At 55.9% G+C, this 22,111-nt stretch carries 18 protein-coding genes and 3 tRNA genes; 17 read left to right on the forward strand and 4 right to left on the reverse strand.

What is annotated here, in order from left to right; genetic code table 11:
- Window positions 1-5 precede the first annotated feature (5 nt).
- Window positions 6-1,505 (forward strand): glutamate/gamma-aminobutyrate family transporter YjeM, encoded by a 1,500-nt coding sequence (gene yjeM, locus ACOTX4_RS18145; protein WP_003855961.1) that lies wholly within the window; start codon window positions 6-8, stop codon window positions 1,503-1,505.
- 36 nt (window positions 1,506-1,541) lie between these two features.
- Here yjeM and mscM read toward each other — a convergent pair whose 3' ends face one another.
- The 3 genes from mscM to rsgA all read right to left on the reverse strand — a co-directional run bounded on the left by mscM (window position 1,542) and on the right by rsgA (window position 7,003).
- Entirely contained in the window at window positions 1,542-4,865 is a 3,324-nt protein-coding gene (mscM, locus tag ACOTX4_RS18150; protein ID WP_045331826.1) for a miniconductance mechanosensitive channel MscM, read from the reverse strand.
- A gap of 19 nt (window positions 4,866-4,884) precedes the next feature.
- Window positions 4,885-5,853 carry an archaetidylserine decarboxylase gene (asd, locus tag ACOTX4_RS18155; RefSeq protein WP_032645928.1) on the reverse strand — a complete coding sequence of 323 codons (969 nt, stop codon included), beginning with the start codon at window positions 5,851-5,853 and terminating at the stop codon, window positions 4,885-4,887.
- A gap of 97 nt (window positions 5,854-5,950) precedes the next feature.
- Window positions 5,951-7,003: a small ribosomal subunit biogenesis GTPase RsgA gene (gene rsgA / locus ACOTX4_RS18160; protein ID WP_003855964.1), complete on the reverse strand. Its 1,053-nt coding sequence runs from the start codon at window positions 7,001-7,003 to the stop codon at window positions 5,951-5,953.
- A gap of 107 nt (window positions 7,004-7,110) precedes the next feature.
- Between rsgA and orn the strand changes: the two genes are divergently transcribed.
- The 4 genes from orn to ACOTX4_RS18180 all read left to right on the forward strand — a co-directional run bounded on the left by orn (window position 7,111) and on the right by ACOTX4_RS18180 (window position 8,170).
- Window positions 7,111-7,656: an oligoribonuclease gene (gene orn / locus ACOTX4_RS18165; RefSeq protein WP_003855965.1), complete on the forward strand. Its 546-nt coding sequence runs from the start codon at window positions 7,111-7,113 to the stop codon at window positions 7,654-7,656.
- Window positions 7,657-7,852: 196 nt separating this feature from the next.
- A tRNA-Gly gene (locus ACOTX4_RS18170) sits at window positions 7,853-7,928 on the forward strand.
- Window positions 7,929-7,973: 45 nt separating this feature from the next.
- Window positions 7,974-8,049, forward strand: a tRNA-Gly gene (locus ACOTX4_RS18175).
- A 45-nt stretch (window positions 8,050-8,094) separates the two neighbouring features.
- A tRNA-Gly gene (locus ACOTX4_RS18180) sits at window positions 8,095-8,170 on the forward strand.
- A gap of 270 nt (window positions 8,171-8,440) precedes the next feature.
- On the opposite strand, the gene queG is transcribed toward ACOTX4_RS18180, so the two are convergent.
- Complete coding sequence (gene queG, locus ACOTX4_RS18185) at window positions 8,441-9,580, reverse strand: tRNA epoxyqueuosine(34) reductase QueG (RefSeq protein WP_045330857.1); 1,140 nt, start codon at window positions 9,578-9,580, stop codon at window positions 8,441-8,443.
- Here queG and nnr point away from each other — a divergent pair.
- The 12 genes from nnr to nsrR all read left to right on the forward strand — a co-directional run bounded on the left by nnr (window position 9,579) and on the right by nsrR (window position 22,075).
- On the forward strand, window positions 9,579-11,102 hold the full coding sequence (gene nnr / locus ACOTX4_RS18190) for a bifunctional ADP-dependent NAD(P)H-hydrate dehydratase/NAD(P)H-hydrate epimerase (RefSeq protein WP_045330854.1): 1,524 nt from the start codon (window positions 9,579-9,581) through the stop codon (window positions 11,100-11,102). The genes queG and nnr overlap by 2 nt on opposite strands.
- Entirely contained in the window at window positions 11,095-11,556 is a 462-nt protein-coding gene (gene tsaE / locus ACOTX4_RS18195) for a tRNA (adenosine(37)-N6)-threonylcarbamoyltransferase complex ATPase subunit type 1 TsaE (protein ID WP_003855970.1), read from the forward strand. Before nnr ends, tsaE begins: the two co-directional genes overlap by 8 nt.
- Window positions 11,557-11,572: 16 nt before the next feature.
- Window positions 11,573-12,913: an N-acetylmuramoyl-L-alanine amidase AmiB gene (gene amiB / locus ACOTX4_RS18200; RefSeq protein WP_003855985.1), complete on the forward strand. Its 1,341-nt coding sequence runs from the start codon at window positions 11,573-11,575 to the stop codon at window positions 12,911-12,913.
- 9 nt (window positions 12,914-12,922) lie between these two features.
- Window positions 12,923-14,767: a DNA mismatch repair endonuclease MutL gene (gene mutL, locus ACOTX4_RS18205; protein ID WP_045330849.1), complete on the forward strand. Its 1,845-nt coding sequence runs from the start codon at window positions 12,923-12,925 to the stop codon at window positions 14,765-14,767.
- Window positions 14,760-15,710 (forward strand): tRNA (adenosine(37)-N6)-dimethylallyltransferase MiaA, encoded by a 951-nt coding sequence (gene miaA / locus ACOTX4_RS18210; RefSeq protein ID WP_045330846.1) that lies wholly within the window; start codon window positions 14,760-14,762, stop codon window positions 15,708-15,710. The genes mutL and miaA overlap by 8 nt, the downstream gene beginning before the upstream one ends.
- A gap of 85 nt (window positions 15,711-15,795) precedes the next feature.
- Window positions 15,796-16,107, forward strand: coding sequence for an RNA chaperone Hfq (gene hfq / locus ACOTX4_RS18215; protein WP_003855990.1), 312 nt, complete (start codon window positions 15,796-15,798; stop codon window positions 16,105-16,107).
- Between the two features lie 74 nt (window positions 16,108-16,181).
- Entirely contained in the window at window positions 16,182-17,462 is a 1,281-nt protein-coding gene (gene hflX, locus ACOTX4_RS18220) for a ribosome rescue GTPase HflX (protein WP_003855991.1), read from the forward strand.
- A gap of 56 nt (window positions 17,463-17,518) precedes the next feature.
- On the forward strand, window positions 17,519-18,778 hold the full coding sequence (gene hflK / locus ACOTX4_RS18225) for an FtsH protease activity modulator HflK (RefSeq protein ID WP_003855992.1): 1,260 nt from the start codon (window positions 17,519-17,521) through the stop codon (window positions 18,776-18,778).
- A gap of 2 nt (window positions 18,779-18,780) precedes the next feature.
- Complete coding sequence (gene hflC, locus ACOTX4_RS18230; protein ID WP_003855994.1) at window positions 18,781-19,785, forward strand: protease modulator HflC; 1,005 nt, start codon at window positions 18,781-18,783, stop codon at window positions 19,783-19,785.
- 71 nt (window positions 19,786-19,856) lie between these two features.
- Window positions 19,857-20,054 carry a DUF2065 domain-containing protein gene (locus ACOTX4_RS18235; RefSeq protein ID WP_003855996.1) on the forward strand — a complete coding sequence of 66 codons (198 nt, stop codon included), beginning with the start codon at window positions 19,857-19,859 and terminating at the stop codon, window positions 20,052-20,054.
- Window positions 20,055-20,158: 104 nt separating this feature from the next.
- Window positions 20,159-21,457 carry an adenylosuccinate synthase gene (locus ACOTX4_RS18240; RefSeq protein ID WP_032628076.1) on the forward strand — a complete coding sequence of 433 codons (1,299 nt, stop codon included), beginning with the start codon at window positions 20,159-20,161 and terminating at the stop codon, window positions 21,455-21,457.
- A 192-nt stretch (window positions 21,458-21,649) separates the two neighbouring features.
- Window positions 21,650-22,075 (forward strand): nitric oxide-sensing transcriptional repressor NsrR, encoded by a 426-nt coding sequence (nsrR, locus tag ACOTX4_RS18245; RefSeq protein WP_003855998.1) that lies wholly within the window; start codon window positions 21,650-21,652, stop codon window positions 22,073-22,075.
- Window positions 22,076-22,111: the final 36 nt, after the last annotated feature.

The raw sequence follows: 22,111 nt of genomic DNA on the forward strand, positions 1-22,111 counted from the left end.
GTTATATGTCTCACTCACTCAAAAAAATGACCCTTACCGGGCTCATTCTGATGATTTTTACGTCAGTCTTTGGCTTTGCCAATAGCCCGTCCGCGTTTTATCTGATGGGCTACAGCGCGACGCCGTTTTATATCGTTTCCGCTCTGTTCTTCTTTATCCCGTTTGCGCTGATGATGGCGGAGATGGGCTCGGCGTACCGGAAAGAAGAGGGTGGCATCTATTCGTGGATGAACAACAGCGTCGGTCCGCGTTATGCGTTTATCGGTACGTTCATGTGGTTTTCATCCTACGTCGTCTGGATGGTCAGCACGGCGGCCAAGGTCTGGGTGCCGTTCTCAACGTTTCTCTTCGGTGCGGATAAAACGCAGGTCTGGTCTCTGGCGGGGCTGAGCTCCACGCAGGTGGTCGGTATTCTGGCGGTGTGCTGGATGGTGGTGGTCACGCTGGTGGCCTCGAAAGGCATCAACAAAATTGCCCGTATCACTGCCGTTGGCGGTATTTCCGTGATGTGCCTGAACCTGGTGCTGCTGCTGGTCAGCATCGCCATTCTGTGCCTGAACGGCGGGCATTTCGCACAGGAAGTCAACTTCGTTTCATCGCCTAATCCGGGTTACCAGTCCGGACTGGCCATGCTCTCCTTCGTGGTGTTTGCCATCTTTGCTTACGGTGGAATTGAAGCCGTGGGCGGCCTGGTCGACAAAACCGAAAATCCGGAAAAGAACTTCGCCAAAGGCATTATCTTTGCCGCCATCGTCATATCCATTGGCTACTCACTGGCGATTTTCCTCTGGGGCGTCAGCACCAACTGGCAGCAGGTACTGAGCAATAACACTACCAACCTCGGCAACATTACCTACGTGTTGATGAAAAGCCTGGGGGTGACGCTGGGCAACGCCATGGATCTCGCGCCGGAAACGTCGGCCACCCTGGGGATCTGGTTTGCGCGGATTACCGGTTTGTCGATGTTCCTCGCCTATACTGGCGCGTTCTTCACGCTGATCTACTCGCCGCTGAAAGCGATTATTCAGGGGACGCCAAAGGCGCTGTGGCCTGCACGTATGACTCAGCTGAACGCTGCCGGTATGCCTGCCAACGCGATGTGGATGCAGTGCATGCTGGTGTGCGTGTTCATTCTGCTGGTGTCCTTCGGCGGTGATACCGCGTCGGCGTTCTATAACAAGCTGACCCTGATGGCAAACGTATCGATGACGCTTCCGTATCTGTTCCTGACCCTGGCGTTCCCGTTCTTTAAGGCGAAGCAGGATCTGGAACGACCGTTTGTGATCTTCAAAACCCGTGCGGCGACGCTGCTGGCGACCACTGTTGTGGTGCTGGTCGTCGCGTTCGCCAACATTTTTACCGTCATTCAGCCCGTTGTTGAGGCAAATGACTGGAACAGCACGCTGTGGATGGTTGGCGGACCGATCTTCTTCTCGCTGCTGGCAATGGGGATTTATGAGCATTACCGTCGTCGCTCGACGGCCTGTGTAGCAGAAGTGGCATAAAGGATTGACCCCCTCCCGATGGGGAGGGGGAAAGGATTACAAACTTCCCGCCGGGCGCGTACGCGCCGCTGACGTCAACGTTCTTCCCGTCTTACGTCCGTCCAGCGTTTCCAGACGCATCTGGAACGGTGGGAACGGCATATCAATTCCGTGCTCGCGGAAGCCAGCCAGAATCAGCTGGTGGATCTCATGGCGCAGCGGCATACGGTGTCCCATCTCGGCGGCGTAGATACGCAGCTCGAAAATCTGGATCCCCTGCTGCAAATCAACCAGGAAGACTTCCGGCGGTGGGTTGTCGATTACCAGCGAACAGCGTTCAGCAGCCGTATACAGGATCTGCGTCACCTCTTCGCTGTTGGCATCCGACGGAGCGGGTACGGTCAGCACCACACGCGTGACGGAGTCGGACAGCGACCAGTTGATAAACTGCTCGGTGATAAATGCCTTGTTCGGGACGATGATCTCTTTACGGTCCCAGTCGCTGATGGTGGTGGCGCGGGTGTTGATCCTGGTGACGCTGCCGGTGAGATCGCGGATGGTCACCGTATCGCCAATTCGAATCGGCTTTTCAAACAGAATGATCAGACCAGAAACGAAGTTGGCAAAAATCTCCTGTAAACCAAAGCCCAGGCCTACGGTCAGGGCGGCAACCAGCCATTGCAGTTTTGACCATTCGATACCAATCATCGAGAAGCCGACCAGCCCACCAAACAGCATGATTAAATACTTGGTGATGGTGGTGATCGCATAGCCCGTGCCTGGGGTTAAATCCAGATGCTGCAACAGCGCCAGCTCCAGCAGGGCAGGGAAGTTACGGATCAGCTGGGTGGTGATGATCAGCACCAGAATCGCAATCAGCACGGCCCCTAAGGTGATGGGCTCCAGGCTTTCGACTCCCTGCACCGTGGACGTCACATCCCATAAAGAGATGTTCTCCAGGAAGCCAAACGCGGAGTGGATTTCTGACCACAGGTAGATCACCGACAGCAGGGCAACCAGCATCAGAATTGAGCGTACCAGCCGCAGGGACTGAGTACTTATCGCATCCAGATCCAGTTCGACGTCATCAGCGTCTGTAGTCCCTTCGGTGCTGTTGACGTGGTTTGGCTCTTCCTCACCCCGCGCGCGCTGGGCCAGAATTTCTGCGCGACGATGTTTAGCACGGTCAAACGCCAGACGACGACGCTGGATCAGCATGCCGCGGCGGATAACATGGTAGACCACCAGCAGCAGGAACCAGATGGCCACCGACGTTTCCAGTCGGGCGAGCAGCGCCTGCGACGTGGCGAGATAACCGACCGCTGCCGCCAGCATCGCCGCCAGCGGCGCGCTGAGCAGCAGGTTCCACAGCAGACGGTTTAACATGTTATCGCCGCTGCCGGTCTTGTCGAGATAGAGCGGGATCCCGGCGCGTTTCAGGCTGAGCGTCACTACCGCTAACGCCCCGCAGATCAGCATAAAGCACAGCCGTCCCAGCGAGCCGGAGAACTCCCGGTCATTGAGATTATCGAACATGATCAACGCCATAATCAGCGGCACAATCAGCCCGATACTCATCAGGTAGTAACGCATCGCCCGCGCAACGCGATTACGCGGCCAGCCAAAGTGAGCGATGAACAGACCATTTGGCCGCGCAAACGTGGCGCAAATCATCACCACCCACAGCAGCGGGACGGTGGCGGTCACGCCATCGCCAATCGCGACGGCAAGCGGGTAGGGCCAGGCTTCACGCAGTCCATATCCGAGCGTCATCCACAGCACCGGCAGCGGAGACGCGACCAGAATTGACCAGAACACCGTACGCAACGTCAGCCAGAAGTGATCCTGGGTTACTTTTCCCACTCGGGCGCTGGAGCGCTCAAGGAAACGGGTAAAGTGACGACGGGAATAAATACTGAAGCCCACCAGAATCAGCGCCCCCAGCAACGGGAAGATAGTCTCCTTACTGGTTATCATCATTACGCTGGCGAGGCCCAGCTGGCTAAAGGTGTCCAGCGAAATGAGGCGGCGCAGATCCTGCACGATCTCAATCGGCCAGGCGAAGGTCATCGGCCGCACGTCGGACGTCCAGAAAAGGTAACGGTGCGTGGCTTCGTTGACCTCTTTCAGCGCATCCTCCAGCTGGCTATTCGAGACTTTCAGCTTGGTCAGCTCAAGGATCAGCGTATCGCCCCCCTGCAACAGGGAATTGAGCAGTTCGCGTTGGGTGCGCAGCTGTGCTTCCAGAATACGACTTTGCTCGCCGGTGAGCGGCTGTCCGTCAGCCTGACGGATCTGGCGGATTTGCGGCTGCTTGTTGAGGAGATCTTCATAATGAAGACGCTGAACACGCAGCTGCGCCATCTCCGTATCAAGCTGCTGTGGTTTTGGCATCTCTGGCAGACGGGCCACCTGCGCGCGTAACGCTTCGCCCAACAGGTTAGACGAGCCAAGCCACTGGGACTGTTCACGCAGCGTGTTGAGTGCCTGACGAACCTGAAGGGTTTGATTGGTAGCCTGACGCTGCTGCGAGGCCACCAAATCCATGCGCTGCGCCTGCTGATTCAGCGCAGCAGAAAGCTCGCGGTTAACCTTAAACTGGGCGACGATGCTGTCGGGCAGGTTAGCGCTGTTTTCGGCCAGTAACTCTGTGCTTTCCAGAGCACGTTCAGCTTCACGCTGACGCTGGCTGTTGAGTTGATTTCTCAGCGCCTGGAGATACGCATCCAGCTGCTGGCTCTGCTTCTGCGCCAGCTCGGAACGCATCCGCGACAGCTCCTGGCGGTTGTTAGCGGAAAGCTGCGCCAGCTCCAGTTCATCAACCAGGGCTTTTAGTCTGGCGGATTCCGCCTGCAACCCAAGATTTTGCGCCTGATTCTGCGGTGTGCTGCCTGTCTGCGTCCCGATGCGGCGTTCCACCTCATTTAACTGACGGCGGGCATCGGTTTGCTGCTGTGGAAGCTGACTGAGGGAATCGGCAATTTCACGCGCCCGTTCCTGCTCCTGCTGCGCCAGACGGCTTTTTTCCAGCAGCTGGCTGCTGACTTGCAGGATCTCCTGATTCAGCGCCTCGGACGTCATCCCCGCGGGGACCTGGCGTGGTTCATCGCGCAGGTTGTTTAGCTGCGAGCGCAGGGTCTGAGAGAGTTTGGGGAAATTGTCGATAACCTGTTGATACTGCTGCGCGCGCTCAAGGGAACCCTTTCGTTCCTCAAGCGCGTTCAGTGCAGACTGGAGTGACTCAACGGTCTCCGGCTGAGCGGGTTTTGCCGCTTTTGCCTGCTCCAGCTCCTGGGTTATCTGTTTGGCGTCGGGGGCCGTCGCTGCGTACGCCCCCATGCTGAGGCACCAGGCCATCAGTAATAAGATAATCGGGCGCACGTCAGCGATCCTTCTGTTGTTAGCCTTCGTCTTTTTTGTCGTCAACCAGCGGGCTGGCGTCGTGCTCGGCTTTGATCTCATCTTCCGGCAACGGGGCTGGCGCAACGTCTGGTGTTGCAAAGACCTCCGTCGATACTGCCAGAGGCTGGCCGAGTTTGGTCACGGACAGGCTTTCCAGCTCGTCGACCAGGTTAACTTTGCCCGGAGCGAACAGGTTGATGACCGTTGAGCCCAGCTTGAAGCGGCCCATTTCCTGACCTTTCAGCAGGGCCACAGAACCTTCTTCTTCGCCGGCAGGCCAGGTCCAGCGCTTGATCACGCCTTCGCGTGGCGGAGTAATGGTGCCCGCCCAGACGGTTTCGATGCTGCCTACAATGGTAGCACCCACCAGAATCTGCGCCATTGGGCCAAATTCAGTATCAAACAGGCAGATGACGCGCTCGTTACGGGCAAACAGGTTAGGAACGTTTTGCGCCGTCAGGTGATTGACGGAGAACAGATCCCCCGGCACGTAGATCATCTCGCGCAGAATACCGTTACACGGCATATGCACGCGGTGGTAATCGCGCGGGGAGAGATAGGTGGTCGCGAAAGTCCCGTTACGGAACAGATCGGCCATTATGTAGTTACCGGCCAGCAGCGCTTCCAGGCTGTAGTTATGGCCTTTCGCCTGCAAAATTTTGTCGTCTTCAATTTTACCCAGCTGGCTGATCACGCCGTCCGCTGGCATCACCAGCACGTTCGGGTCGGTATTCAGCGGGCGCACTTCATCGCGCAGCGGACGCACAAAAAATTCGTTGAAGGTACGATAGCTTGCCGTATCCGGCTTCTGCGCTTCTTTCATGTCGACCTTGTAGTATTTCACGAACAGGTCGATGACCAGTTTGGTCAGCCAGCCCGCTCGTTTGCTCGCGCCCCAGCCCGCCAGGCGAGTGAGCCACAGTTTCGGCAGAATGTATTGAAGCGAAAGTTTAAATGAGTTTAACAAGGTAGCCTCCAGGCCATTGTTTTGTCGTTCCTGATCCGGCATTACGCTGCCGGAACCTGAAAAAAGGGGACGATTTTAGCGACGCTTAGCTTAGTTGTCAGTTATCAGAATCAGAAAAGTTTTTACGCGTTTTTACCTGGTCCATGCTTTCGAGAATACGGTGGTAATTTTCGAAACGGGTTTCCGCAATTTCTCCGTTCTCTACCGCTTCGCGGATGGCGCAGCCCGGATCGTTGTCATGTTTACAGTCGCGGTATTTGCAAGCGCCTAAATAGTCATGGAATTCGACAAATCCGTTAAAGATTTGTTCCGGCTCGAGATGCCAGAGACCAAATTCACGCACGCCCGGGGAGTCAATCACATCGCCGCCGTGCGGGAAGTGATAGAGACGTGAGGCGGTGGTGGTGTGCTGGCCCAGCCCGGAGACGTCCGACACATCGTTGGTCAGGATCTCCTGCTGAAGGCCGAGCAGATTGTTAAGCAGGCTGGATTTACCCACGCCGGACTGCCCTGCAAAGATGCTGATGCGGTCGGTTAGCGCATCTTCCAGCGGCTTCAGGCCGTCTTTGGTGCGGCTGGAAACCATCAACACGCGATAGCCAATGTTGCGGTAAATATCCATCTGCTCATTGACAAAGGCCATGGCCTCGTCATCCAGCAGATCGATTTTATTCAGCACGATAAGCGGCTCAACCTGTAGCGTTTCGCAGGCCACCAGATAACGGTCAATAATGTTGAGTGAAAGCTCAGGCAAAATCGCCGAAACGATCACGATCTGGTTAATGTTGGCGGCAATGGGCTTCACGCCGTCGTAGAAATCCGGACGGGTCAGAACCGACGTGCGTTCATGCACGGCTTCAACGATACCTTTAACCGTTACCCCTTCTGCCGCCTCTTTGCCTGGACGCCAGACCACGCGGTCACCGGTCACCAGGGAACGGATGGTGCGACGGATATTGCAACGGTGGATATCCCCGTCGGCAGATTCGACATCGGCGTGCATGCCGAAGCGGCTAATCACAACGCCTTCTGTCGCTTCGCCAAACAGGTTGTCGTCGTAATCGGGCTTCTCCGTAGTGGTTTTAAGACGGCGCTGGTGATTTGCATTCACGCGGCGCTGCTGCCCTTTGGAGAGTTTATTTTTACTCAATCGCGCTGGCTCCTGGTCGCCCGTAGCGGGCAAAACCTCTATGATACACTCTAATTAATACTAGTTAACCTGCTACTGCCGGTTATGCGAGAAGGGTGGAAAATAACATGAGCGCGGACGAAAACAACCTGATTTGGATCGATCTGGAGATGACCGGCCTTGATCCCGAGCGCGATCGCATTATTGAGATCGCCACACTGGTCACCGATGCCAACCTCAATATTCTGGCGGAAGGCCCAACGATTGCCGTGCACCAGTCCGATGACCAGCTTGCGCTGATGGATGAGTGGAACGTGCGTACCCATACCGGCAGCGGGCTGGTGGAACGCGTGAAGGCCAGCACCCTGGGCGACCGCGAAGCGGAGCTGGCGACGCTTGAATTTCTGAAGCAGTGGGTGCCGGCAGGAAAATCGCCTATCTGTGGCAACAGCATTGGTCAGGATCGTCGTTTCCTGTTTAAGTACATGCCGGAGCTGGAGTCCTACTTCCACTACCGCTATCTGGATGTGAGCACCCTGAAAGAGCTGGCCCGCCGCTGGAAACCGGAAATTCTCGACGGCTTCACAAAGCAGGGGACGCACCAGGCGATGGATGACATCCGTGAGTCTGTTGCGGAGCTGGCGTACTATCGCGAAAACTTTATTAAGCTCTGATTTTGCGATCCGGCGCCTTGCGTGGCCGGGTTTTTGTCGCTAAATTGTTCAGCTTGCCGATTAAATAAGCACTTGAACTGAATTTCAAAAAAATCGCTTTGAGGGGGGTTGCAGCTAAACGGATTTCTCGTATAATGCGCCTCCCGTAACGACAGAGAATTACACGTTACGACAGCAACAAAAGCAGTACAGATTTGCGGGAATAGCTCAGTTGGTAGAGCACGACCTTGCCAAGGTCGGGGTCGCGAGTTCGAGTCTCGTTTCCCGCTCCAAAATTTGAAAAGTATCGCAAGATACGCCAGCACCAGAACACCCAAGCGGGAATAGCTCAGTTGGTAGAGCACGACCTTGCCAAGGTCGGGGTCGCGAGTTCGAGTCTCGTTTCCCGCTCCAAAATTTGAAAGTATCGCAAGATACGCATAGCACCAGAACACCCAAGCGGGAATAGCTCAGTTGGTAGAGCACGACCTTGCCAAGGTCGGGGTCGCGAGTTCGAGTCTCGTTTCCCGCTCCAAATTCTTCTTCATCTCCAGATTATCCACAGCGAAGTGCTTCGTTGGGGACGTTTTCTATTATGTCTGAAATACTCTTGTGAACAGAGTTATCCACAGAAACCGTGATAAAACCAGTCTCTACGAAATGTTAGCAGGGTGAATAATATCTTCGTAATTACCTGTAATTTATGAAGAAAATTTGATTTCAAAATGTTATTGAGATCACTTGACCTGTTTGCCAGAGCTGATGGCGCCTGAATTCTTATTTTTATTCACAGCCTGTGAATATATCACACATCCCGCGGCAGTCCTTTTTCAATCACCCTGACCAGGCGCTGTTTCTTCGGTAACTGCACTTCAACCACGCCGGCATTTCGCTTCTCAATTTGCTGCGCAATCGCCCATTCTATGTGCTCATCAAGAAGTGGGTGCTCACCTCTACGGCTTTCGAGCGCCTGAAGATTTGCCTCATCCCACGGGGCATTCCCCAGCGCAACGGCCACATTACGCAGCCAGCGCAGGTGGCCGATACGACGTATGGCGGAACCCTCCGTCACCTTCAGGAACCAGGCTTCGCTCCAGGCGAACAGTTCGATCAACTGCGGGGCATGTAACGCCTTGCGCGGACTGAAGTCTTCTTCGTCCGTCAACTGTGAATAACGGTTCCACGGACAAATCAGCTGACAGTCATCACAGCCGTAGATGCGGTTGCCAATAAGCGGACGAAACTCCTCTGGAATAGCGCCTTCCAGCTCGATAGTGAGATAAGAGATACAGCGGCGCGCATCAACGGTATACGGTTCGACAATCGCGCCCGTCGGGCAGATGGTCATACAGGCCACACAGCGGCCACAACCTTCTTCCACCGGACTGTCTACCGGAAGAGGTAAATCAATCAGTAGTTCACCCAGGAAAAAGAATGAGCCCGCGTCGCGGCTTAAGATAAGTGAGTGCTTACCTGTCCAGCCGAGCCCGGCTTTTTCGGCGATCGGGCGCTCAAGAATAGGCGCAGAATCGACAAAGGGTCTAAAATTCAGCGAAACACAGTGCAGCTGAATGGTTTCCCCGAGCTTTTTTAGACGGTTGCGCAGAAGTTTGTGGTAATCACGCCCCAGCGCGTATCGGCTGACGTAACCCAGAGAGGGATTTTTTAGCGTGCGCGCAAAGGCCGCGTTAGCGGGCAGATAGTTCATGCGTACGCTAATAACGCGCAGCGTACCCGGCAACAGCTCGTGGGGGCGGGCACGCATCATACCGTGACGCGCCATCCACTCCATCTCGCCGTGGTATTGTTTATCCAGCCATGCCTGGAGCTTAGGCTCACTGGCAGAGAGGTCGGTGTCAGTAATACCGACCTTCTGGAAGCCCAGTTCAGCACCCCACTGTTTTATTTTTTGCGCTAATTCATTGAGATCGAGGGGCTGTGACATGACGGACCATACTGTGAAGAAAAACCCCGCAAGTATACCACATTCCATCTGGCATGCGGATGACCTCCTTCGGGCCGAGAAAGAGGCCGCAGATAGCCTCGGCATTACCCTTTACGAACTGATGCAGCGCGCGGGCGAGGCGGCGTTTAACGTGGCGCGCACGGCTTATCCTGATGCCTCGCACTATCTGATCCTGTGCGGGCACGGCAATAACGGTGGCGATGGCTATGTGGTGGCTCGTCTTGCGGTGGCGGCGGGGCTGCGCGTCACCCTGATGGCGCTGGAGAGCGACAAGCCGCTACCGGAAGAGGCTGGCATGGCGAGAGAGGCCTGGCTGAATGCGGGGGGCATTATTCATGCGCCTGATATTATCTGGCCCGAGGATGTCGACGTGATTGTTGATGGTCTGCTGGGGACGGGACTGATGCGCGCGCCTCGCGATGACGTCGCCGCGCTGATTACGCGCGCTAATGCGCACCCCGCCCCGGTGGTAGCGCTGGATATTCCCTCCGGCCTGATGGCACAAACCGGCGCGACGCCGGGCGTGTCGATTGAGGCGGCGCACACCGTGACCTTTATCGCCCTGAAGCCGGGGCTGCTTACCGGGAAAGCGCGGGATGTCGTGGGCACGTTACACCACAACGCCCTGGGGCTGGAAAACTGGCTGATCGGACAGGATACCCACATCACCCGCTTTGATGCCTCCCAGCTTGCACAGTGGCTACCGCCGCGTCGTCCCACCTCCCATAAGGGTGACCATGGCCGACTGCTGATTATTGGTGGCGATCATGGCACGGCAGGTGCGATTCGAATGACCGGAGAGGCCGCGTTGCGCAGCGGCGGCGGATTAATACGCGTGCTGACCCGCAGCGAAAACATTCCGCCCATTATTACCGCGCGGCCGGAGCTGATGGTCCACGAGCTTACCCCGCAGGCGATTGAAGAGGGTCTTGAGTGGGCGGACGTGGTGGTCATTGGTCCGGGCCTGGGTCAGCAGGAGTGGGGTAAACAGGCCCTGCAAAAGGCCGAGAATTTTCGTAAACCGATGCTCTGGGATGCCGACGCGCTTAACCTTCTGGCAATAAACCCGGATAAGCGTCACAATCGCATTCTGACGCCGCACCCCGGCGAAGCCGCACGGCTGCTTAACTGTAGCGTGGCAGAAATTGAAAGCGATCGCTTACTTTCAGCCCAACGTCTGGTAAAACGTTACGGAGGTGTTGCCGTTTTGAAAGGGGCGGGAACCGTTATCGCCAGCGATGATGCGATGGGCATCGTTGATGCCGGTAATGCAGGCATGGCGAGCGGCGGCATGGGCGATGTGCTCTCCGGCATCATTGGCGCATTGCTCGGACAGAAACTTCCCCTTTATGATGCAGCCTGTGCGGGCTGCGTGGCCCACGGTGCGGCGGCTGACAGGCTGGCTGCTCGTTACGGAACGCGCGGTATGCTGGCCACCGATCTTTTTTGCACGCTGCGGCGTGTTGTTAACCCGGATGTGATTGACGTAGAAAATGACTAATCGAGCGATTCCTTTACCTGATGAACAAGCCACTTTAGATCTCGGCAAGCGCGTGGCGCAGGCCTGTCAGGGGGCGACCGTCATTTATCTGTATGGTGATTTAGGCGCGGGTAAAACAACCTTCAGCCGTGGCTTTTTGCAGGCGTTAGGCCATAACGGGAACGTAAAAAGCCCGACCTACACGCTGGTGGAACCGTACACGCTTGAAAATATCATGGTGTACCACTTTGATTTATATCGTCTTGCGGACCCGGAGGAGCTGGAATTTATGGGGATCCGCGATTACTTTGCCAACGACGCCATCTGCCTGGTGGAGTGGCCGCAACAAGGTGCGGGTGTGCTGCCTGACCCGGATGTCGAAATTCACTTAGATTACCAGGCACAAGGGCGTGAGGCACGCATCAGTGCGGTTTCCTCATCAGGCTGTTCCTTACTGGCGCGTTTAGCCGGTTGAGCGTAGGGATAACGGGATGATTAATCGCGTTAAAGGTTGGGTGCTGGCTGCCACGGTCCTGCTGTGCGCGCAGGTCGGGGCGGCCAGCCTCTCGGATATTCAGGTGTCGAATGGCGATAGCCAGGCCCGCATTACGTTCAGCTTTATGGGCGATCCTGAATATGCTTTCTCACAAATCGACAGCCGCAGCGTGGCGCTCGATATTAAACAGACCGGGGTGATCCAGGGGCTGCCGCTCCAGTTCAGCGGCAACAATCTGGTGAAAAGCATCCGTTCGGGAACGCCGAAGGATACGCAGTCTCTGCGTCTGGTGGTCGATCTCACCGAAAAGGGCAAAACGAAGGCGGTTAAGCAGCAAAACGGCGCCAATTATACGGTGGTCTTTACCATTAATGCTGATGTTCCGCCGCCTCCACCGCCTGCACCTGTTGTAGCAAAACGCGTGGAAGCGCCGGTTTATACCCCAAGGCCGTCTGAGCCAGCCCGTAATCCGTTTAAATCACAAAATGACCGACTTACCGCCGTGACCAGCAGCAACACGGTGACGCGTCCGGCGGTCAGCGCGCGGCGAACACCGGTCAGTGGCGACAAAGTGATTATCGCCATCGACGCCGGACACGGCGGGCAAGATCCTGGCGCGATTGGCCCGGGCGGCACGCGGGAGAAAAACGTCACTATCGCCATTGCCCGTAAGCTGCGTGCGCTTCTGAATGACGATCCGATGTTTAAAGGGGTCATGACCCGCGACGGAGATTACTTTATTTCAGTGATGGGACGCTCGGATGTGGCGCGTAAGCAAAACGCCAACTTCCTGGTGTCGATTCACGCGGATGCTGCGCCGAACCGTAACGCCACCGGCGCGTCGGTATGGGTGCTGTCGAACCGTCGAGCCAACAGTGAAATGGCGAACTGGCTTGAAGAGCACGAGAAGCAATCTGAACTGTTAGGCGGGGCAGGCGATGTGCTGGCAAACAGCCAGGCCGATCCGTATCTCAGCCAGGCGGTACTGGATTTACAGTTCGGTCATTCTCAGCGCGTCGGGTATGATGTCGCCACTAACGTACTGAGCCAGCTGCAAAGCATTGGATCGCTGCATAAGCGTCGCCCGGAGCATGCAAGCCTTGGTGTCCTGCGTTCGCCGGATATCCCGTCGATTCTGGTAGAGACGGGCTTTATCAGTAACCATGGTGAAGAGCGTTTACTGGGAAGCGACAGCTATCAGCAGCAAATTGCCGAAGCGATTTATAACGGTCTGCGTAAATACTTTGACGCGCATCCGCTTCAGTCTGCGCCGCAGGGCGGGGCAGCCCAGACGGCAAGCGCCGCGCTGCCGGGTGAAATGACCGCGACTAATTAAGGAGAGTTCATGCCGATTCAGGTTCTACCGCCGCAGCTCGCGAACCAAATCGCCGCCGGTGAGGTGGTGGAACGCCCTGCGTCGGTGGTGAAGGAACTGGTGGAAAACAGCCTCGATGCAGGGGCGACCCGCATTGATATCGATATCGAACGCGGGGGCGCAAAGCTTATCCGCATTCGTGATAACGGCTGTGGCATCAAAAAGGACGAACTGGCGCTGGCGCTGGCGCGTCATGCCACCAGTAAAATTGCCTCACTTGACGATCTGGAAGCGATTATAAGCCTGGGTTTTCGCGGCGAAGCGCTGGCCAGTATCAGCTCCGTTTCCCGCTTAACGTTGACCTCCCGCACGGCCGACCAGCAGGAAGCCTGGCAGGCCTACGCCGAAGGGCGTGATATGGACGTCACGGTTAAACCTGCGGCGCACCCGGTAGGCACCACGCTTGAAGTGCTGGATCTCTTCTATAACACGCCCGCCCGGCGCAAGTTTATGCGAACCGAGAAGACCGAATTCGGACATATCGACGAGATCATCCGCCGCATCGCGCTGGCGCGCTTTGATGTCACGATCAACCTTAGCCATAACGGCAAAGTGATGCGCCAGTATCGCGCAGTGGCGGAAGGCGGGCAAAAAGAGCGTCGGTTGGGCGCCATCTGCGGCACACCGTTTCTGGAAAAGGCGCTGGCCATTGAGTGGCAGCATGGCGATCTGGCCCTGCGTGGCTGGGTTGCCGATCCGAACGCCAGCAGCGCCGCGTTCGCAGAAATTCAGTATTGCTACGTCAACGGCCGCATGATGCGCGACCGCCTGATTAACCACGCTATTCGACAGGCCTGCGAAGATAAGCTCGGCGCCGATCAACAGCCCGCCTTTGTGCTTTATCTGGAGATCGACCCGCACCAGGTTGACGTTAACGTGCACCCCGCCAAGCACGAGGTGCGTTTCCACCAGTCGCGCCTGGTGCATGATTTCATCTACCAGGGCGTTGCCGCTGTATTGCAGCAGCAGGCAGAGCCAGAGTTGCCGCTGGCAAAAGAAGAGCCCGCGCCGCGCCCACTGCCGGAAAACCGCGTGGCGGCCGGGCGTAACCATTTTGCCGAACCGGCGGTCGCGCGCGAGCCGGCTGCTCCACGTTTATCCCCGGCGGGCAACGCGCCGCGACCAACCGGTGCCAACTATCCCAACGCTCAGCCGGGCTACCACAAACAGCAGGGGGCGCTGTACCGCAAACTGCTGGATACGCCGGCGGTGGAGCATAAAGAGCACATCACGGTTTCAACCCCCTCTCTGGATGGGCATAGCCAGAGTTTTGGTCGGGTATTGACCATTATTGCTCCCGACATGGCGTTGCTTGAACGCGAAGGTAAACTGCTGTTGCTGGCGCTTTCCGTGGCGGAGCGCTGGCTCAAACAGGCGCAGTTAACCCCGGGGGTGAATGCCGCCTGCGCGCAGCCGCTGTTGATCCCCGTTCGCCTGAAAATATCCCCTGAAGAAACAGGGGTTTTGCGGCGCGTGCAGACGCAACTGGCCGAAATGGGGATTGAAATCGTACTGGACGCGCAGCATGTGACAATTCGCGCAGTGCCTTTACCCTTACGCCAACAAAATTTACAAAACTTGATTCCTGAACTGATAGGCTACCTGGCGCAGCAAACGACGTTTGATGCCGCCGATACCGCGCAGTGGATCGCCCGCCATCTGGCCAGCGAGCATGCACCGTGGAGTATGGCGCAGGCGATTACCGTTCTGGCGGAGGTGGAGCGCCTCTGTCCACAGCTGGTGAAAGCGCCTCCAGGTGGTTTGTTACAACCTGTTGATTTACAAACGGCGATGACCGCCCTGAAACATGACTGATGTAAGTAAGGCGAGCCTGCCAAAGGCGATTTTTCTAATGGGGCCAACGGCCTCCGGCAAAACGGCGTTAGCCATTGAGTTACGTAAAGTTTTGCCAGTAGAGTTGATTAGCGTTGATTCAGCCCTCATCTACCGAGGGATGGACATCGGCACGGCGAAGCCCAACGCAGACGAACTGCGTGCGGCACCGCACCGTTTACTGGATATTCTCGACCCGGCACAGGCTTACTCCGCGGCAGATTTTCGCCGCGACGCCTTAGCCGAGATGGCCGAGATTACCGCCGCGGGACGCATACCGCTGTTAGTTGGCGGCACGATGCTCTACTTTAAGGCGCTGCTGGAGGGGTTATCGCCTCTGCCATCGGCCGATCCGGAAGTGAGAGCGAAGATTGAGCGGCAGGCGGCAGAGCAGGGGTGGGACGTTTTGCACAGGCAACTGGAAGAGATTGACCCGGTTGCCGCAGCGCGGATCCACCGAAACGATCCGCAAAGGCTTTCCCGGGCACTGGAAGTTTTTTTCATTTCGGGTAAAACTTTAACGGAACTGACGCAAACGTCAGGAGACGCTCTGCCGTATCAGGTGCATCAGTTCGCCATCGCCCCGGCGAGCCGTGAACTGCTCCATCAACGAATTGAGCAGCGTTTTTATCAGATGTTGGCTTCAGATTTTGAAGCAGAAGTGCGGGCGCTTTTTGCCCGTGGAGATTTGCATACGGACATGCCTTCCATTCGTTGTGTGGGGTACCGCCAGATGTGGTCGTATCTTGAAGGCGAGATTTCATACGATGAAATGGTTTATCGAGGTGTTTGCGCCACGAGACAGTTAGCGAAGCGCCAGATCACCTGGTTACGCGGTTGGAAGGGGGTTCACTGGTTAGACAGTGAAAAACCACAACAGGCGTTAAACGAAGTGATTGAGGTTATTGGTGATATCGCTGACTGAATGTGTACAATTAAGCCGTATCGTGCGCAATTTTTCAGAATCGCAAGGTTCTAAGTACAAAACAAGCATATAAGGAAAAGATAGAATGGCTAAGGGGCAATCTTTACAAGATCCGTTCCTGAACGCATTGCGTCGGGAGCGTGTTCCAGTTTCTATTTATTTGGTGAATGGTATTAAGCTGCAAGGTCAGATTGAGTCTTTCGATCAGTTCGTGATCCTGTTGAAAAACACGGTCAGCCAGATGGTCTATAAGCACGCGATTTCTACTGTTGTTCCGTCCCGTCCGGTATCTCATCACAGCAATAACGCTGGCGGCGGCACTGGCAGTAACTACCATCACGGCAGCAACGCGCAGGGTTCTTCAACACCAGCGCAGGACAGCGAAGAAACCGAATAAGGTTTTGGGCTGTTATCCACACGGGGAGCCAGGGATCCTGCGTTCCCCGCTGATCTTTTTAGAGAGGTTTACGCTTGTTTGACCGTTATGACGCCGGTGAGCAGGCGGTGCTGGTACACATCTATTTTTCGCAAGACAAAGATATGGAAGACCTCCAGGAGTTTGAATCTCTGGTCTCTTCCGCCGGTGTCGAAGCAATGCAGGTGATTACCGGTAGCCGTAAAGCGCCGCACCCGAAGTATTTTGTAGGTGAAGGTAAAGCAGTAGAAATTGCGGATGCCGTAAAAGCAACCGGCGCATCTGTTGTGCTGTTTGATCATGCGCTGTCTCCGGCTCAGGAACGTAACCTGGAAGCTCTCTGCGAATGCCGTGTTATCGATCGCACGGGGTTGATCTTAGATATTTTTGCTCAGCGTGCGCGTACCCACGAGGGTAAGTTGCAGGTTGAGCTGGCGCAGTTGCGCCATCTGGCGACGCGTCTGGTGCGTGGCTGGACACACCTTGAAAGACAAAAAGGCGGGATTGGTTTGCGCGGCCCGGGTGAAACCCAGCTCGAAACCGACCGCCGTTTACTGCGTGGGCGTATTACCCAGATCCTTTCACGTCTGGAACGTGTAGAGAAACAGCGCGAACAGGGGCGTCGGGCGCGAACGAAAGCTGACATCCCAACGGTGTCGCTGGTGGGCTATACCAACGCCGGTAAATCCACTCTGTTTAACCAGATAACCGAGGCCCAGGTATATGCCGCAGACCAGCTGTTTGCGACCCTGGACCCAACCCTGCGCCGTATTGACGTCGCAGACGTGGGTGAAACTGTGCTGGCGGATACCGTAGGGTTTATTCGCCATCTGCCGCACGATCTGGTCGCGGCGTTTAAAGCGACGTTGCAGGAGACGCGTCAGGCGACCCTGCTACTGCATGTGATTGATGCGGCTGACGTACGCGTGCAGGAGAACATCGACGCGGTGAACGTGGTGCTCGAAGAGATCGACGCCCACGAAATTCCCACCCTGTTGGTGATGAACAAGATCGATATGCTGGACGATTTTGAACCGCGTATTGACCGAGACGAAGAGAACAAACCGATTCGGGTCTGGCTGTCTGCTCAGGCCGGGATTGGTGTGCCACTGCTTTTCCAGGCTTTGACAGAACGTCTTTCCGGTGAGGTAGCTCAGCACACGCTGCGACTGCCGCCACAGGAAGGCAGGCTGCGCAGCCGGTTTTATCAGCTTCAGGCGATAGAAAAAGAGTGGATGGAGGATGACGGCAGCGTGGGGATGCAGGTGCGTATGCCGATCGTTGACTGGCGTCGCCTCTGTAAACAAGAACCTGCGCTGGCGGACTATATCGTCTGATCAGAAAGGGGAAGCCTGAAAAATTCGCCCTTGCATAACAAATATGGAGCATATACATGGCGTGGAATCAGCCCGGTAATAACGGACAAGACCGCGACCCGTGGGGAAGCAGCAATAATCAAGGCGGCAACTCTGGGGGAAATGGCAACAAAGGTGGTCGCGAGCAGGGGCCGCCGGATCTGGATGATATCTTCCGCAAACTGAGCAAAAAGCTTGGTGGCCTTGGCGGAGGAAAAGGTTCTGGCTCGGGTGGCAATTCCACTCAGAGTCCGCGCCCGCCAATGGGTGGCCGCGTGGTGGGCATTGTCGCCGCTGCGGTAGTAATCATCTGGGCAGCCAGCGGGTTCTACACCATTAAAGAAGCAGAACGCGGCGTGGTTACCCGTTTCGGTAAGTTCAGCCATCTGGTTGAACCGGGCCTGAACTGGAAGCCGACCTTCATTGATGACGTGACCGCGGTTAACGTGGAGTCCGTCCGTGAACTGGCCGCCTCTGGCGTGATGTTGACCTCTGACGAGAACGTGGTGCGCGTTGAGATGAACGTACAGTACCGCGTGACCGATCCGGAACGTTATCTGTTTAGTGTGACCAGCGCCGATGACAGCCTGCGTCAGGCGACCGACAGCGCCCTGCGTGGCGTGATCGGTAAATACACCATGGACCGTATCCTGACCGAAGGTCGTACCGTTATTCGTAGCGATACCCAGCGTGAGCTGGAAGAGACCATCCGTCCGTACAACATGGGTATCACCCTGCTGGACGTCAACTTCCAGGCTGCACGTCCGCCGGAAGAGGTGAAAGCCGCCTTTGACGATGCGATTGCCGCGCGTGAAAACGAACAGCAGTACATCCGTGAAGCGGAAGCGTACACCAACGAAGTTCAGCCGCGTGCAAACGGTCAGGCGCAGCGTATTCTGGAAGAAGCGCGTGCGTATAAGACCCAGACCATCCTGGAAGCACAGGGTGAAGTGGCTCGCTTCGCGAAGATCCTGCCGGAATATAAAGCCGCGCCGGAAATTACCCGTGAGCGTCTCTATATCGAGACCATGGAAAAAGTGCTGAGCCATACGCGTAAAGTGCTGGTTAACGACAACAAAGGCGGAAACCTGATGGTCCTGCCGCTGGATCAGATGCTGAAAGGCGGTTCTGCACCGGCAGCAAAAGACAACAGCGGTGCGAACAACCTGCTGCGTCTGCCACCGGCCTCGTCTGGCAGCGCCAGCGCGAACACAACGCCTTCTTCGAACGATGGTGACATTATGGACCAACGCCGTGCCAACGCGCAGCGTAACGACTACCAGCGTCAGGGGGAATAAGGATGCGTAAGTCAGTTATTGCGATCATCATCATTGTACTGGTCGTGCTCTACACCTCCATCTTTGTGGTGAAAGAGGGCGAGCGTGGGATCAAGTTCCAGTTCAGCAGCGTCGTGCGTGACGGCGACAAGCGTCCGGTGATTTATGAGCCGGGTCTGCACTTTAAGATCCCGTTCATTCAGTCAGTGAAAACGCTCGATGCGCGTATCCAGACCATGGATAACCAGGCCGATCGTTTCGTGACCAAAGAGAAGAAAGACCTGATCGTTGATTCCTATATCAAATGGCGCATCAGCGATTTCAGCCGCTACTTCCTGGCAACCGGGGGTGGCGACGTTTCTCAGGCAGAAGTGCTGCTGAAACGTAAGTTCTCTGACCGTCTGCGTTCTGAAATTGGTCGTCTGGATGTGAAAGACATTGTGACCGACTCCCGTGGTCGTCTGACGCTGGAAGTGCGTGATGCGCTGAACTCCGGCTCTGCGGGCACCGAGGATGAAGTTGAAACCCCGGCGGCAGACGATGCGATTGCCAAAGCGGCTGAACGTGTTCAGGCTGAAACCAACGGTAAAGTGCCGGTGATCAACCCGAACAGTATGGCGGCGCTGGGCATCGAAGTGGTTGATGTGCGCATCAAGCAGATCAACCTGCCAGCGGAAGTGTCCGAGGCGATCTACAACCGTATGCGCGCCGAGCGTGAAGCGGTAGCCCGTCGTCACCGTTCACAGGGTCAGGAAGAAGCGGAAAAACTGCGCGCGGCAGCGGACTATGAAGTCACCAAGACGCTGGCGGAATCTGAGCGCCAGGGTCGTATCCTGCGCGGTGAAGGTGATGCGGAAGCCGCGAAACTGTTTGCTGATGCATTCAGCCAGGATCCGGACTTCTATGCCTTCATTCGTAGCCTGCGCGCTTACGAGAATAGCTTCAAGAGCAACCAGGATGTGATGGTGCTCAGCCCGGACAGCGATTTCTTCCGTTATATGAAGACGCCGACCAACGCAACGCGATAAACTCAGGCTCGTTTGAGTATTCAAACCACCGCTCTTCACGGAGCGGTGGTTTTCTTTTATAAGGAACAAAAATGAATTCAACGATCTGGCTCGCGCTGGCCCTGGTTTTGGTGCTGGAAGGCCTCGGCCCGATGCTTTATCCGCGCGCATGGCGCCGGATGATCGCCACCATGAGCCAACTGCCGGATAATATTTTGCGTCGTTTTGGCGGTGGTCTTGTGGTTGCTGGTATCGTTATCTACTACATGTTGAGGAAAACGATTGGCTGATCAAAAACTAACCGCAATTGGCATATTTTAGGGTCAAAAAGTGCTGTATATCTGAAAAAGCGATGGTAGAATCCATTTTTAAGCAAACGGTGATTTTGAAAAAAATGGGTAACAACGTCGTCGTACTGGGCACCCAATGGGGTGACGAAGGTAAAGGGAAGATTGTTGATCTTCTGACTGAACGGGCTAAATATGTTGTACGCTACCAGGGCGGTCACAACGCAGGCCATACTCTCGTAATCAACGGTGAAAAAACCGTCCTCCATCTTATTCCATCAGGCATTCTTCGCGAAAACGTCACCAGCATCATCGGTAACGGCGTTGTGCTGTCTCCTGCTGCGCTGATGAAAGAGATGAAAGGTCTGGAAGACCGTGGTATCCCTGTTCGTGAGCGTCTGCTGCTCTCCGAAGCCTGCCCGCTGATCCTGGACTATCACGTGGCGCTGGACGTGGCGCGTGAAAAAGCGCGTGGCGCGAAAGCGATCGGCACTACCGGTCGTGGCATCGGCCCGGCATACGAAGATAAAGTGGCTCGTCGCGGTCTGCGCGTCGGTGACCTCTTCGACAAAGCGACCTTCGCTGAAAAACTGAAAGAAGTGATGGAATATCACAACTTCCAGCTGGTGAACTTCTACAAAGCTGACGCTGTTGACTACCAGAAAGTGCTGGATGACGTCATGGCGATTGCAGACATTCTGACCGGTATGGTTGTTGATGTGTCCGATCTGCTGGACCAGGCGCGCAAGCGTGGCGATTTCGTCATGTTCGAAGGTGCGCAGGGTACGCTGCTGGACATCGACCACGGTACCTATCCGTACGTTACGTCCTCTAACACCACCGCGGGTGGCGTGGCGACCGGCTCTGGCCTGGGTCCACGTTATGTGGATTACGTTCTGGGCATCATCAAAGCGTACTCCACTCGCGTGGGTGCGGGTCCATTCCCGACCGAACTGTTTGATGAAACCGGCGAGTTCCTGTGCAAGCAGGGTAACGAGTTTGGCGCGACCACCGGTCGTCGTCGTCGTACCGGCTGGCTGGACGCCGTTGCCGTACGTCGCGCAGTGCAGATCAACTCCCTGTCTGGCTTCTGCCTGACCAAGCTGGACGTACTGGACGGCCTGAAAGAAGTGAAAATCTGCGTTGGCTACCGCATGCCAGATGGCCGCGAAGTGACCACCACTCCGCTGGCTGCTGACGACTGGGAAGGCATTGAGCCAATCTACGAAACCATGCCGGGCTGGTCTGAGACCACCTTCGGTGTGAAAGAGCGTAGTGGCCTGCCAAAAGCCGCGCTGGACTACATCAAGCGCATTGAAGAACTGACCGAAGTGCCGATCGATATTATTTCTACCGGCCCGGATCGTACTGAAACGATGATCCTGCGCGACCCGTTCGACGCATAATCTTCGTGACTGCTGGCCTGCGGGGAAACCCGTAGGCCGGATAAGCGCAGCGCCATCCGGCGACCGCTCCTGGATCTCCGCTTTTTCGCCCCGTCTGTCAAATAAATTAGCCGCTAACTATCTGGCTGGTTTATCATCATTAATGAATATCTCTGCGGTTTAACCGCGTTTTCCCTTTTTCCTGAGGTTGATGTGCAGTTAACAAGTTTCACCGATTACGGCTTACGCGCGCTGATTTACATGGCGTCGTTACCCGATGGGAAGATGACCAGCATCTCTGAAGTCACAGAGGTGTACGGTGTGTCCCGTAATCATATGGTCAAAATAATCAATCAACTTAGTCGTGCCGGATACGTTGCTGCCGTCCGCGGGAAGAATGGAGGGATCCGTCTCGGTAAACCGGCACAGAGTATCCGTATTGGCGATGTGGTACGTGAACTGGAGCCGCTCTCTCTGGTGAACTGTAGCAGCGCGTTCTGCCACATTACGCCCGCTTGCCGCCTGAAACAGGCGCTTTCAAAGGCCGTGCAAAGTTTTCTCAAGGAACTGGATAACTACACGCTGGCCGATTTGGTTGAAGAGAATCAACCGCTTTATAAATTATTGCTGGTGGAATGAAGAAAATTTCCACCGGAGCTGACAACGGAGGAACCG

The organism is Enterobacter cloacae complex sp. IR5459, from assembly GCF_049238005.1.
GTDB classification, from domain to species: Bacteria; Pseudomonadota; Gammaproteobacteria; order Enterobacterales; family Enterobacteriaceae; genus Enterobacter; species Enterobacter hormaechei_C.